Annotated in this window: 9 protein-coding genes; 3 read left to right on the top strand and 6 right to left on the bottom strand. The window is 65.2% G+C overall.

Annotated elements, in window-relative coordinates; genetic code table 11:
- Nucleotides 1-46 precede the first annotated feature (46 nt).
- The 3 genes from accD (at nucleotide 47) to AC0L3O_RS16585 (ending at nucleotide 2,905) form a co-directional block, all read left to right on the top strand.
- Entirely contained in the window at nucleotides 47-973 is a 927-nt protein-coding gene (gene accD / locus AC0L3O_RS16595) for an acetyl-CoA carboxylase, carboxyltransferase subunit beta (protein ID WP_473616079.1), read from the top strand.
- A 126-nt stretch (nucleotides 974-1,099) separates the two neighbouring features.
- Complete coding sequence (locus AC0L3O_RS16590; RefSeq protein WP_473616078.1) at nucleotides 1,100-2,425, top strand: bifunctional folylpolyglutamate synthase/dihydrofolate synthase; 1,326 nt, start codon at nucleotides 1,100-1,102, stop codon at nucleotides 2,423-2,425.
- A 60-nt stretch (nucleotides 2,426-2,485) separates the two neighbouring features.
- On the top strand, nucleotides 2,486-2,905 hold the full coding sequence (locus AC0L3O_RS16585) for a VOC family protein (RefSeq protein WP_473616077.1): 420 nt from the start codon (nucleotides 2,486-2,488) through the stop codon (nucleotides 2,903-2,905).
- Nucleotides 2,906-2,943: 38 nt separating this feature from the next.
- Here AC0L3O_RS16585 and AC0L3O_RS16580 read toward each other — a convergent pair whose 3' ends face one another.
- The 6 genes from AC0L3O_RS16580 to tsaE all read right to left on the bottom strand — a co-directional run bounded on the left by AC0L3O_RS16580 (nucleotide 2,944) and on the right by tsaE (nucleotide 12,750).
- Complete coding sequence (locus AC0L3O_RS16580) at nucleotides 2,944-3,225, bottom strand: cupin domain-containing protein (RefSeq protein WP_473616076.1); 282 nt, start codon at nucleotides 3,223-3,225, stop codon at nucleotides 2,944-2,946.
- A 217-nt stretch (nucleotides 3,226-3,442) separates the two neighbouring features.
- Nucleotides 3,443-3,766 carry a thioredoxin gene (gene trxA, locus AC0L3O_RS16575; protein ID WP_091592579.1) on the bottom strand — a complete coding sequence of 108 codons (324 nt, stop codon included), beginning with the start codon at nucleotides 3,764-3,766 and terminating at the stop codon, nucleotides 3,443-3,445.
- Between the two features lie 74 nt (nucleotides 3,767-3,840).
- Complete coding sequence (gene addA, locus AC0L3O_RS16570) at nucleotides 3,841-7,350, bottom strand: double-strand break repair helicase AddA (protein ID WP_473616074.1); 3,510 nt, start codon at nucleotides 7,348-7,350, stop codon at nucleotides 3,841-3,843.
- Nucleotides 7,347-10,475, bottom strand: a complete 3,129-nt coding sequence (addB, locus tag AC0L3O_RS16565; protein ID WP_473616073.1) for a double-strand break repair protein AddB — start codon at nucleotides 10,473-10,475, stop codon at nucleotides 7,347-7,349. Before addB ends, addA begins: the two co-directional genes overlap by 4 nt.
- A complete protein-coding gene (locus AC0L3O_RS16560) occupies nucleotides 10,472-11,242 on the bottom strand; it encodes a nucleotidyltransferase family protein (RefSeq protein ID WP_473616072.1) in 771 nt (256 codons plus the stop codon). Before AC0L3O_RS16560 ends, addB begins: the two co-directional genes overlap by 4 nt.
- Nucleotides 11,239-12,750, bottom strand: a complete 1,512-nt coding sequence (gene tsaE, locus AC0L3O_RS16555; protein WP_128168862.1) for a tRNA (adenosine(37)-N6)-threonylcarbamoyltransferase complex ATPase subunit type 1 TsaE — start codon at nucleotides 12,748-12,750, stop codon at nucleotides 11,239-11,241. Before tsaE ends, AC0L3O_RS16560 begins: the two co-directional genes overlap by 4 nt.
- Nucleotide 12,751: the final 1 nt, after the last annotated feature.

Here is a 12,751-nt window from a genome sequence, read left to right as displayed (position 1 = left end):
TTTCGGGATCATGGTCTAACTCTTCGTCAGGACAGGAGCCGAAGCGATGAACTGGATCACCAACTACGTTCGACCGAAGATCAATTCGATGCTCGGCCGGCGCACCGACATGCCTGAAAACCTCTGGATCAAGGATCCGGAGACCGGCGAGATGGTCTTCCACAAGGATCTGGAGCAGAATCAGTTCGTCATCCCGTCCTCCGGCCATCACATGAAGATCTCGGCCAGGGAGCGGCTGAGATTCTTCATGGACGACGGCAAGTACGAGATGCTCGAAAACCCCAAGGTGGTGCAGGATCCGCTGAAATTCCGCGACGAGAAGCGCTACACCGACCGGCTGAAGGACGCCAAGGCCAAGACCGGGCTGGAGGACGCGATCATCAATGCGCTGGGCACCGTCGAAGGCCTGCCGGTGGTGGTGACCGTGCAGGACTTCGCCTTCATGGGCGGCTCGCTCGGCATGGCCGCCGGCGACGCCATCGTTCGTGGCTTCGAGGTCGCATTGCAACGCAAGCGGCCGCTGATCCTGTTCGCGGCCTCCGGCGGCGCCCGCATGCAGGAGGGCATCCTGTCGCTCATGCAATTGCCGAGAACCACGATCGGCGTCGATCGGCTGAAGGAAGCCGGTCTTCCCTATATCGTCGTTCTGACCAACCCGACTACCGGCGGCGTCACTGCCTCCTACGCCATGCTGGGCGACGTGCACATCGCCGAGCCCGGCGCGCTGATCGGCTTTGCCGGGCCGCGCGTCATCGAGCAGACGATCAGGGAAAAGCTGCCCGACGGCTTCCAGCGCTCCGAGTATCTGATGGAGCACGGCATGGTCGACATGGTGGTGTCGCGGCTGGAGATGCGCCAGACGATCGCACGGCTCCTGAAAATGCTGCTCAAGCTGCCGGATGAAGAAAAGCCGCTGGAACCGGAAATCCTGCCGCCGGTGGCCGTCCCGGCGGAAGCACGCCCGCAAGCCTGACGCGACATCCGTCGTCGCGAACCGCGATTGCGCGCCATCTGTGGCGCTGTAGCATCTTGATTTCACGCATGATTCCTTTCCGAAAATCGATTTCGATTTTTCGGGGTCATGCGCTAGGATTCTCCCATGAGCACGCTTGCCGCCGACCGCGAAATCGAAAGCCTGATGTCGCTTCATCCGAAGGGCTTCGATCTTTCGCTCGACCGCATTTCGCGGCTGCTGGAGCGGCTTGGCAATCCGCAGGACCATCTGCCGCCGGTCATCCACATCGCCGGCACCAACGGCAAGGGCTCCTGCGCCGCGTTTTCGCGGGCGCTACTCGAAGCGGCCGGCCACCGCGTCCATGTCCACACATCGCCACATCTGGTGAACTGGCATGAGCGCTATCGGCTGGCCGCCGATGGCGGCGGCAGGCTGGTCGAGGACGAGGTCTTCGCCGATGCCATCGCCCGCGTCGCCAAGGCCAATGAAGGCCAGAAGATCACCGTCTTCGAGATCCTCACCGCCGTCACCTTCCTGCTGTTTTCCGAGCATCCGGCAGATGCCGTCATCATCGAGGTCGGCCTTGGCGGCCGCTTTGATGCCACCAATGTCATCAAGGAACCGGCGGTGTCGGTGATCATGCCGGTCTCGCTCGACCACGAATCCTTTCTCGGTGACCGTGTCGAACTGATCGCAGCCGAAAAGGCCGGCATCATCAAGAGCGATTGCCCGGTGGTCATCGGCGCGCAAGAGAGCGAAACGGCGCTTCAGGTGCTTATCGAAACCGCCGAGCGGCTCGACTGTCCCGCCTTCGTCTATGGCCAGGATTTCCTCGCCTTCGAGGAAAACGGCCGGATGGTCTATCAGGACGAAGACGGGCTGATGGACCTGTCGCCACCGCGGCTGCCAGGGCGCCACCAGTTCGCCAATGCGGCGGCGGCGATTGCGGCGGTCAAGGCGGCAGGCTTCGAGATCAGCCATCGCGTCGCCGACAAGGCGATGGCCAATGTCACCTGGCCGGGGCGGATGCAGAAATTGCCGCAAGGCAGGCTGACGGAACTGGCGCCAAAGGGCGCCGACATCTGGCTCGACGGCGGCCACAATCCCGGCGCCGGCGTGGTCGTCGCCGAGGCATTGGCCGAGCAGGAGGAAAAAAACCCGCGGCCGCTGTTCTTGATTTGCGGCATGATCAACACCAAGGACCAGAGCGGCTATTTCCGCGCCTTCAAGGGCTTGGTGCGGCATGTCTACACGGTGCCGGTGAGCCTAAGCGAGGCCAGTGTGCCGAATGACGAACTGGCGATCCGCGCCGTCGAAGCCGGCCTGTCGGCCGAACCGGTGAGCTCCGTCGCCAATGCGCTGATGCTGCTGCGCGACACGTGGGACGGACCGCCGCCGCGCATCCTGATCAGCGGCTCGCTCTATCTGGCCGGCGCGGTGCTGGCCGAAAACGGCACGCCGCCGGTTTGAGCGGCGCGTTCATCAGGCCACGATGACCTGACTTTGTCAGATCATCGCGAGGAGCCAGTCATGATCAAGGTAAAGCAGCTCGCTCACGTTTGCATCTACGCGGATGATCTCGAAGTGACGCGAAGCTTCTATCGGGACGTCCTCGGCTTGGACACGCAGTTCAACTTCCTGCGCGACGGCAAGATTTTCGGTTTCTACCTCAATTTCGGCAGCCGCAGCCACGTCGAGGTGTTCCAGAAAGACGGGGCCAGCTATAGCGACCTGAACCGGATCAACCACTTCTGCCTTGAAGTGGAAAACCTTGACGCCGCGATCGCCCACGTAAGAGCGAAAGGCGTTGATGTCACGTCAAAGAAACACGCATGCGATGATACCTACCAGGCGTGGATTCGCGATCCTAACAACGTGAAGATAGAACTCTTTGAATACACCGAGAAAAGTGCGCAGTTCGTCGGAGGCGATCGTATCGCGGATTGGTGATCGCCTCACGCCTATGGCGGAGACGGCCTCGGTGGGGATTACTTCAGCTCAATCTCGATGAAGGCATACTCGCCCTCATTGGCATTGATGACGTCATGTTCCACGCCCTCCTTGCGGAAATAGGGCGCCCCCTTCTTCATTTCGGCGAGGGATTCGCCGTCCTTGGTCAGGAGCTTGAGCTTGCCGTCCATCAGCGGCACGACGACATAATCATGGCCATGGCGGTGCCAGCCGGTATTGTCGCCCGGCGCGAAGCGGTATTCGGTGACGATGACGCGCTCATTGTCGATGAAGACGGTGGCCTTGGCGGATCCGGTCATGTCGTTCTCCTGCTTTAAGCCAGACAAGAACATGGGCCGGCAAGTGGCGAGTGCCACGGCGGACCAGCCGCATGACCCAGAAAATCCGAATCGATCTTCTGGGTCAGATCAAGCGCTGCAACGTCCTTCGCGCGTCCAGGAGGACGCGCGGCACTGTAGATGACGCCGCGAAAAAGCCCGGCGCGAGGGCCGGGCTTGTCTGCGGATTTCCGCCGGATCAGGCGAGATTGCCGTTGATCCAGTGCGACAGCGCCGTCTTCGGCGCGGCGCCGACCTTCATGTCGGCCATTTCGCCGCCCTTGAAGATCATCAGCGTCGGGATCGAGCGCACGCCGAACTGCGCGGCCAGCTCGGGATTCTCGTCGATGTTGAGCTTGGCGATCTTGACCTTGCCGCCGAGTTCGATGGCGATATCTTCCAGCGCCGGCGCGATCATCTTGCACGGGCCGCACCATTCCGCCCAGAAATCGACGACGACCGGTTCCTTGGCGTCAAGCACATCGGTCTGGAAGTTGCTCTTGTCGACCTTGACGGTGGCCATGCGAAAATCCTTTCGAGAGTTATTGTCGCACCAAATGTGGTGGTGATCGCGCCCTTCTTCAAGCAGCTGTTGTGTCACGCTCCCGTGAGTCGGGCAAGGGCGTCATCCATCGCCGCCGGCGGCAGCTCGATCAATCGTGGCGCCTCAGTGAACAGCAGCGCCGCCGAGACCTCATGTCCGGGATAAAGCGGCTGGAGGAGTGCGCGATAGAGCGCGAGTTGCAAGACATAGGCCGGTGGAACGTCCGCCAGCGCTGCAGGCGCCGGCCGGTTGGTCTTGTAGTCGACGATCGACACCCTGCCTGATGTAACCGCCAGCCGGTCGATCTTGCCGGAGATCGAGCGCAGCTTGCCCTTGACCTCCAGGCTGCCCATGACCGCGACCTCAGCGCGTGAATTCGGCGCAAACAGCTGATCGAAGCGGCTGTCGGCAAGGATCGTCGCCACTGAAGCCAAGGCCTTGTCGCGCTCGGTTTCAGGCCATTGCGCGCCAGCGCGCTTGAGGTAGCGCTCCGCGGCATCGCGGCGTTCGGTCTCGGCGATGCCGGGCAACATCTGCAGCAATTTGTGCAGCGCCAGCCCCCGCATCACCGCAAAGCCAGGTTCTGCCTCGGTGTCCAGCACCGGCGAGCCGGTGTCGACTACGGCTTGCCTGGCCTCATCGATCAGCGCCGAGGCGCCGGACGGCGACAGCGGCCGCGGCAGATCCTCGAAGGGCGGCAAGGGCTTGAACAGGCTCTTCGGCAACGGCTCGAACTGTTGCGCCTGCCGCGCCGCTTCGGCGGCCGCCTGTGCGACCGGCGGCAATTTTGTCACGCGAAAGCGATGCACGGTCTCGCCGGTGGCGGGATGCTGCCGCTCGATGCTTTCGGGCGCGCCGACCAGCGCGCGGCTGACGATCGAGTGCCAGGTGCCGGCATTCGGCACCCGCTTGCCGTGATAGCCGCAGACGATCAGCCGGTCCTCGGCGCGGGTCATGCCGACATAGAGCAGCCGGCGGTATTCGTCGTCGGCCAGTTCGCGCGCGCGGACCGAAGCGGCCCGCGAAAAGCCATTGGCGACATCGCCGGCCGAACGCCAGAGATAGCCCTTGCCGTCCCAGTGTTGGCCCGAGCCATCGAACGGCATCAGTCGCGGCAGATGCTGATCGTTGAACGGCGCCGAGCCACCATCGGCCAGGAACACGACGGGCGCCTCGAGGCCCTTGGCGGCATGCACGGTCATGACGCGAACCTCGTCGCGGGTCTGGTCCATTTCGCGCTTGATTTCGGGGCCGGCATTCTCCAGCGTCGACAGGAAGGATTCCAGCCCCGGCAGGCCGGTCCGCTCCTCGGCCAGGCAGAAGCTCAGGAATTCGTCGAGGATGTCGCCGGCTTCCGGCCCGAGCCGCGCGACCATTTTCTTGCGCAAGCCGTCGCGGGCGAGAGCCCCGGCATAGAATTCGAACACCGGCCTGAATGCGGCTTCATCGGACCATGTGTCGAGCTGGGCAGCGATTGCGGCCAAGGCGGCGCTTTCGCCGGCTTGCTGCCTGAGCGAAGCGATCAACGAGAGGCCGGACGGCCGCTCGCCGGCGAGCGCGAAAAGCGTCTCTTCCGAAACACCGAAAATCGGGCTGCGCAGCACGGCGGCAAGCGACAGATCGTCCTCAGGCTGGACAAGAAAGTGGCCGAGCGCGATCAGGTCCTTGACCGCGATATGACCGGGCAGGCTGAGGCGGTCGGCACCGGCGACCGGGATGTCGCGGCGCTTCAGTGCGCGCGTCAGCGCATGGACGAAACGATCGCGCTTGCGCACCAGCACCAGCACGTCGCCGGGCCGAAGCTTCTTGCCGCGGCCTTCAATGATCTCGCCGGCGCCGATCCAGCCGGCAATGGTTGCCGCCACGTTTTCGGCAATACGCACCGCCGGCGCATGGGCGTGGTCGACGGCTTGCGTCCAGTCGTCGGGTTCGTCGACGACGTCGGCGCCGATCGATGGCCAGACCTCGACATAGCCCGGCGCATCGCTGCGGATCGCCTTGTGGGTCAGCGGGTCGGGATCGTGGCTGATGCCGCGCCGCACGAGCGGGTCGGCAAAGACACGGTCCACCGCCGCAAGCACGTCTTCGGTCGAGCGGAACGACCAGGTCAGCTTGAGATCGGCGAAGGCGGCTTTGGCGTCGCGCACTTTTGCGGAAAACAGCAGCCTTGAGTCGGCGAAGGAGTCGGGCGCCGCTCCTTGAAAGGAATAGATCGACTGTTTTTCGTCGCCGACGGCGAACACCGTGCGGTGAACATTGTCGCGTGCGCCGAGCCCGGCAAAGAATTCCTCGGCCAGTCGCTTCACCACCTCCCACTGGTCGGGACTGGTGTCCTGCGCCTCGTCGAGCAGGATATGGTCGATGCCCTGGTCGAGCTTGTATTGCACCCAGGGGCCGGCGTCGGGCCGCGCCAGGAGATTGACCGTTCGGGTGATGAGGTCGTTGAAATCGAGGAAGCCGCGGGCGCGCTTCAAGTGCTCGTAGCGGGCGATCAGCCAGTCGGCGATGGTCAGCGCCGCACGTGTGCCCTCCAGCATCCTGAACAAGGCCAATCGGTCGGAGATTTCGAGAATGGCATCGACCGCTGACAGATAGCGCTCGGCAAGATCCGGCAGCCGGTCGAGCAACGCCTTCTTGAACATTGCCGGCTCATAAGGCTCGCCATCGCCTCGCAGGAAGGCTTTTGCCAGCAGATGCAGCCGGCGAACCGGATCATCCTCGGCGAAGGCAAGGCGCGCATAGGGCAGAAGGTTGTTGAGTACGGTGCGGGCATCGGCGGCTTCTGCAGCACGGGCGAAGGTGATGAAATAGTCCGGCAGGAAGCCCGGCAGCGGCCAGACGGACGCCGCCAGGCCATCGGCGGTCTGGCCGGCGTGAAACCTGAACTCGTCGAACAGCGCCTGAAAACCATCGCCGCCAGCCGCGCTGATGAAGGCGCGCAGACCTTCGCGCTTGCGCACGATCTCGGCCAGCAAGGCGTCAAGCCCGTGTTCGCCGCCGCGTTCCAGAATGGTGGCGAAAGCCTCGGCCAGCTCCGCATCGCCGGCCGCCGTGCCCGAGATCATGTCGCGGCGGGCGGCGGCGAAGAGCGACGCCTCCATCTGCGGATCGAGCATTTCGAAATGGGCCGGTATGTTGGCTTCCAGCGGGAACTGGTGCAGCACCGATTCGCAGAAGGCGTGGATGGTCTGGATCTTCAGCCCGCCGGGCGTCTCCAGCGCCTCGGCGAACAGGCGGCGGGCGCGGCGCATGGCTTCGCGATTGGGCTGGCGACCGTCCAGCGCCTCTATCCTTGTCTCCAGTTCTGCGTCGCCAAGCGCCGTCCATTCCGACAATGTCGAAAACACCCTGTTCGACATGTTGGCGGCGGCGGCGCGGGTGTAGGTCAGGCACAGGATCTTCGACGGATCGGTGCCACGCAGCAGAAGACGGATGACACGCTGGGCCAGCACATGGGTCTTGCCCGATCCGGCGTTGGCCGACACCCAGGCGGAATATTGCGGATCTGAGGCGCTTGCCTGGCTGACGGCGGTATCGGTCGGGATGGGATAGGCCTTCTTCATGCCTCCCCTCCCTCGTCGTCGGCGTCGCCGCCGGCAGACCATTCGAGCACGCGGGCGAGATGGTCGTAGTCGCCGTCGGTCTCGCCCTCGCGGAACGGCAACGCCCGCGACAGGTATCCGGTCGCCGGGTTGGCATAGTGGATCAGCAGTTTTTCGAGCCGCGCCCAGGCTTCCTCGGCGAGGTCTGCGGCGGTTCGCGGCTTGCGGTTGTATTCGAGGATGGATTCCTCGAACACCTCGCCATTCGGCTTCAGCCTGATGAAGGCCAGCTGCGACGGCTCGCGCGCGCCTAGCCCCTTGAAGGCGCCGCGCCTGAGCAGCGCGCCCTCGAGCGCCAGTTGCGGCGAAAGCAGCGTATGGGCCTGCGCCTTCGACGGCGAAGAGCCGGTCTTGTAATCCAGGATGTCGGCCATGCCGCCGGCCAGGAGATCGACACGATCGGCATAGCCGGACAGCGTCACGCCGGACTGGCCGACGCCTGTTTTCTCGGCGTGCTCCTCGGCATGCCGCATTGTCACGGCGAAGGCGCGGCCGCGCTCCCATTCGATGATGCCGGCGGCGAGCTTTTCGAAGCGCGGCCACCACACCGCCTCGACATCGGGAGGAAGGGCCGCCTCGGCAAAGCATTCGCGGCCGGCGGCAATGAGACCGTCCAGCGCCTCCGGCACAAGCGGATCGGCCACGGTCCGCGAAAAGAGATGCAGGATGGCGTGAAACAGCGTGCCGCGTTCGGCAGCACCCGGGTCGCGGATGACCGGGTCGAGCGGCATCAGGCGGAGGATCCTCCTGGCATAGATCGCGTAAGGGTCGCGGCGCAGCGTTTCGATCTCGGTGACCGAGAAATGTTGCGGCCGCACATCCAGCGGTGGCTTCGGCTGCGGCCGCGGCGCGAAGTCTCTTCGTTCGCCGGCATCGAGCGCACGGGCCCAGGACAGGAATTCATCACCACGCCGGCGAAGCACCGCCGCATGGTCCTTGCCTATGAAGGTCAGCAGGCGCTGCAGCCAGCGCGACGGCACCGCCGGTGCGTCGCCGGAGCGGGCGGAGCGCGCCAGCACCACTTTCCTCGCCCCCATCGCCATCTGGAAATCATGGGCGGCCAGGCCGATGCGCCGTTCGGGCGGCTCGAGGTCGATGCCGGTCTTCATCAGCCGGGACATGAAGCGGTCGCTTTCCGGTTTGCGCGGCCACACCCCTTCGTTGAGCCCGCCGACGACCAGCGTGTCGACGTTCTGCAACCGGGCTTCCAGCGCACCCCAGATGGCGATGTTCCTGTCGGTGCCTTGTGCCGGCTTGACTGTCTCCGGTGCGATCAGCGCCTCCATCACATCGGGCCATTCGTCGGCTCCGAAGGAGAACGACGCCGAGGCAGCGACCAGCCCGCGCAAGAGCTCGGTGAGCTTTTCGCCGGCGTCGTCGGCATAGAGTTCGCTCAGACAGCCACCCGCGGAGCGGCCGAGACCTTCGAGCGCGACGACGCTGGCCCGCACAAGCGTGGCAAGATCGGCATTCTCCTCGTCGCGATAGGCAACCAGCGGCGCAAGCGCGGCGGTTAACCGGATCAGCAGGTCTCGGGCTTCTTCGATGCGCCTGACCGAAAGCCGCGATCGCCAGAAGGGCCGGCGGCGATTGCCGCGATCGTCGAATTCGAGGAGCCGGGCATCGAAGAGCTCCGGCAGCGAGACGACGTCGGGGCGGCCGGTGCCGCCGCGCAGCGCCACCAGTTCGACGATCTCCACCGCGCGACGGACGCTTGTGCGTTCCAGACCGAGGCCAAGCAGCGGGTGCTTGAGCAGCGACAGCAGGGCCACGGGATCGCCGGGGCGGAACGCCGCCTGAAGCGCCAGTCTGAGCAGGCCGGCGGCTGGCGTGTTGATGAGCGGTGTGCCGCCCGAATCGTCGGCGACGACACCAAAGCGCAACAGCTCGACCGAGACGCGCCGCGCCAGGGCGCGGTCGCCGGTGACGAGCGCGGCGCGCTGGCCGGGCTGTTCGACGGCGCGTTTCAGCGCGACGGCGATCGCCACCGCTTCGTCGCGCTCGCCGGCGGCTTCGAGCAGCGTCACGTCGGCGAAGGCTTCGGTGATATCGCCGGCCGTAAAGCGGGCGCGCGTCTCGACCCACAGCTCGGTGGTCTCCGCCGGCCGCAGCGCCTCGCCGACAAGTGCGGCGCGCAGCGCGAGCGGCCTTTCGGCAACGGCGATCTCCTCGACATCGCCGCGCAGCACGCCAATCTTGCCGATCAGTTTTGCCAGGCCGTATTGCGGATGGCCAAGCAAGGCCGGCCGCGCGCCGGGCACCGCAATTGCCTGGAATGACGGCTCATCCAGCATCAGGTCGAGGCCGGGCAGCACGACCGCGCCGCTGGGCAGGCCGGCGATCACCGCAAGCAATTCAGCGGTGGCGGGAATGGACCCGGTGGAGCCGGCGGCGATCACCGGCCCGGTCGGCGGATTGCGCTTCAGCCGCGCTGCTTCCAGCCTTATCAGCGCATTGCGATGCGCAGCCGGGTTGGAGCGATTGCGTTCTTCGAGGAGATTCGGCCAGTTTTCGGTGACGATGCTCAGGAAGTCGAGCGTCACTTGCCACCAGCCGGCGAGGTTGCCGGTCACCAGATCGGCGAGCCTGGTCCAGTCCGTGCCTTCCGTCTCGATCTCGTCCATCAGCCGGGCCAGGTCGCGCGCCAGCCAGATGGCATCGGCGGCCGACGCCGGCACAACGATCTCCTCGTCGAAAAGTGCCGCGACATGCGCCGGCAGGCGGCGTTTCCAGGCGCGCACCAGCGGCGCCAGCAGCAGCAGGCGCTCGATCGCGGCGATCGGCGGCGCGAGGTCGATGGCGGCCGATGCGTCGGCCTCGAACGCGGCCACGTCCTCGTCGAACTCGCCGAGTGGGCGGATGACCGGCAGTATCGCCGAGCGGCCACCCAGACAGTCGACGAAGACGCCGCGCAGCGCCCGCGCGGCGCGGCGCGTCGGCACGTAGATGGTGGCGTCGGCCAGCGCCAGCGGGTCGCCGTCGAAGCGGAAACCGGAAACGAGGCGCCCTGACAGCACGGCCTCGGCCAGCGTCGGCAGAAACGGCGCTCCGGGCGGGATCGAGAAAACGCGGCGGGAGCCGCTCATTTCAACTCGGTGAGAGCGCTGGTCAACTCGGTAAGAGTGCCGGGCGACTCAGCAAGAGCGGTGGCAACGACCGCTTCCGCAAGCGGAATGGCGTCGGGCGTGCCAACGGTGATCCAATGGCCGTGCATCACCATGCCGTACAGGCGGCCGGCTGCGATGGCCGCATCGAAATAGGCGTTGAGCGAGTGTGGGCCGGCCGGCGCATCCTTGAAAAGCCTGGGATGGACGATCGCCGCGCCGGCATAGATCAGGCCTGTCGGGTCGCCTTTCGAACGCCGCAAGGCGCCGTCAGGCGCCATCAGGAAATCGGTGCCGCCGCTGTGTCCGGTTGCTGACTGGGAATCCGCGAGCATCAGCAGAATATCCATTTTCGCCGCGTCCCATGCAAGGGCGAGGCGGGCAAGGTTGGGCACGCTGCTGTCGATCCAGAAGGTGTCGGCGTTGACGATGTAAAAGGGAGCCCCTCCCAGTTCCGGCAAAGCATGGACGATACCGCCGGCGGAATCGAGCAGTCTTTGGCTTTCGTCGGAAATGACGACGCGCGGCGCGCGGCGCGCGGCGACGTGGGCGACGATCTGCTCGGGAAAGTAATGGACGTTGACGATGGCCTTGTCGACGCCGGCACGGGCCAGGCCGTCCAGGCTCCAGTCGAGCAACGTCTTGCCTGATATCCTGACCAGCGGTTTCGGCATTGTGTCGGTGATTGGCCGCATGCGCTTTCCCAGCCCGGCGGCAAGCACCATTGCGGTTTTGGGGCGTGTCGTCACAGCGGCCGCTCCTCCAGCAGCCCGTGGGCGGTGTAGAAATCCCGCAGGCCGGCCAGTGCCGGATGCGCCAGCGCCCGCCGAAGATAATCGCGGATGCGCGGCAGGTGTTTCAGATAATAGGGCTTGCCGTCGCGCTTTTCGAGCCGGACGAAAATGCCGAGGATCTTCGAATTGCGCTGCGCCGCCATGATCGCATAGGCCTCGACGAATTCGTCTTCGTTAAAAGCGCCAGCCTTATGGCGCGCAGCGATATAGGCATCGAGCGTCCGTCGCTCGATCTCAGGCGAGATTGTAACCCGGGCATCCATGGCGAGCGAGGCGAGATCATAGGCCGAGGGGCCGATCAGCGCGTCCTGGACATCGACGATGCCAAGGCGATCGTGACCGGAACGATTGCCGCGCCAGATGATGTTGGGCGAATGAAAGTCGCGCAGCATGAGCGTGTATTCGCGCCCCTCCAGCCGGTCGAGAGCCGCGTTCCATTGCTTGGTATAGCCGGCGCGCAAGGCATCGCTTGCCGGGCCGCCTGTGATCGCCGGCACATACCAGTCGAGCAGCAATTCGGCTTCGATCATCATGGCGTCGCGGTCGAAAGGCGGCACGTCGTGAAAGACGCCGGGCGCGGCCTCGATGCGATCGGGCCACGTCTTGCCGTGCATCATCGCAAGCAGTTCGGCCGCCGCCGCGTAGCGCTCCGCCAGCGGCTGACCGTGCTGGCCGAGAAATCCCTCCGAGCCGAGATGCTCCATGAGAAGAAAGCCCTGGTCCAAGTCCTGCGCGTGGATTTCCGGGGCGCAGACGCCGCCGGCCCGCAATGCCCGATCGATGGCGACGAAGGCCGCGACGGATTGTGCGGTGTGGGCGATCACCGCATAGGGCTTGCCGTCGCGGACCGGCGGCCCGAGCACCAGCCGCGGCGAGTTCATCAACACGCGCGGCGGCAGGCCGGCCAGCGAGACGACCTCATAGGAGCGGGCCGAGGCGTCGCCGATAAAATAGCGTCTCTGCGCTTCACCCCAGCCGGCTCTTTCCAGAAAATTGCGCATGGCCAGCGAGCGCGCCGCGCGCTCGAAGGCAACGCCTTGTCCCGACAATCTCGCCAGGCGTCCGTCGTCCTGATGGACGAGTTCGATCAGCACCGAAGTCTTTGGCAAATAGGCCTCTGCCCGCTCCGGCCATTCGACCAGGGCAGCGCCTTGCGCCAGCGCCTCGTCGAAACCCAGTTCGTCCAGTTCGGACGCCGCGGACAGGCGATAGAGGTCGAAATGATGGACGGGGACGCGCGCCTCATAGCTCTGGACGAGCGTGAAGGTCGGGCTCGGCACGTCGAGACCGGCATCGTCGGTCATTGCCCTGATCAGCGCCCGCGCCAAACTCGACTTGCCGGCGCCGAGATCGCCTCTGAGAGCCAGCACGTCGCCGGGGCGCAGCGACATGGCCAGATCCTCGCCCAGCCTTGCGGTCGCAGCCTCGTCGGCGAGAAAACGCTCCAGCACCATGCCTGCCATC

The sequence above is a fragment of the Mesorhizobium sp. WSM4810 genome (assembly GCF_055811235.1).
Note: the sequence above shows the minus strand (reverse complement) of the source record. Positions and strands in the feature narration are given on the sequence as shown.

Bases quoted from the DNA above. Each gene is read 5' to 3' on its own strand.
- accD (WP_473616079.1), top strand. From the start codon at position 47: ATGAACTGGATCACCAACTACGTTCGACCGAAGATCAATTCGATGCTC.
- AC0L3O_RS16590 (WP_473616078.1), top strand. From the start codon at position 1,100: ATGAGCACGCTTGCCGCCGACCGCGAAATCGAAAGCCTGATGTCGCTT.
- AC0L3O_RS16585 (WP_473616077.1), top strand. From the start codon at position 2,486: ATGATCAAGGTAAAGCAGCTCGCTCACGTTTGCATCTACGCGGATGAT.
- AC0L3O_RS16580 (WP_473616076.1), bottom strand. From the start codon at position 3,225: ATGACCGGATCCGCCAAGGCCACCGTCTTCATCGACAATGAGCGCGTC.
- trxA (WP_091592579.1), bottom strand. From the start codon at position 3,766: ATGGCCACCGTCAAGGTCGACAAGAGCAACTTCCAGACCGATGTGCTT.
- addA (WP_473616074.1), bottom strand. From the start codon at position 7,350: ATGAAGAAGGCCTATCCCATCCCGACCGATACCGCCGTCAGCCAGGCA.
- addB (WP_473616073.1), bottom strand. From the start codon at position 10,475: ATGAGCGGCTCCCGCCGCGTTTTCTCGATCCCGCCCGGAGCGCCGTTT.
- tsaE (WP_128168862.1), bottom strand. From the start codon at position 12,750: ATGGCAGGCATGGTGCTGGAGCGTTTTCTCGCCGACGAGGCTGCGACC.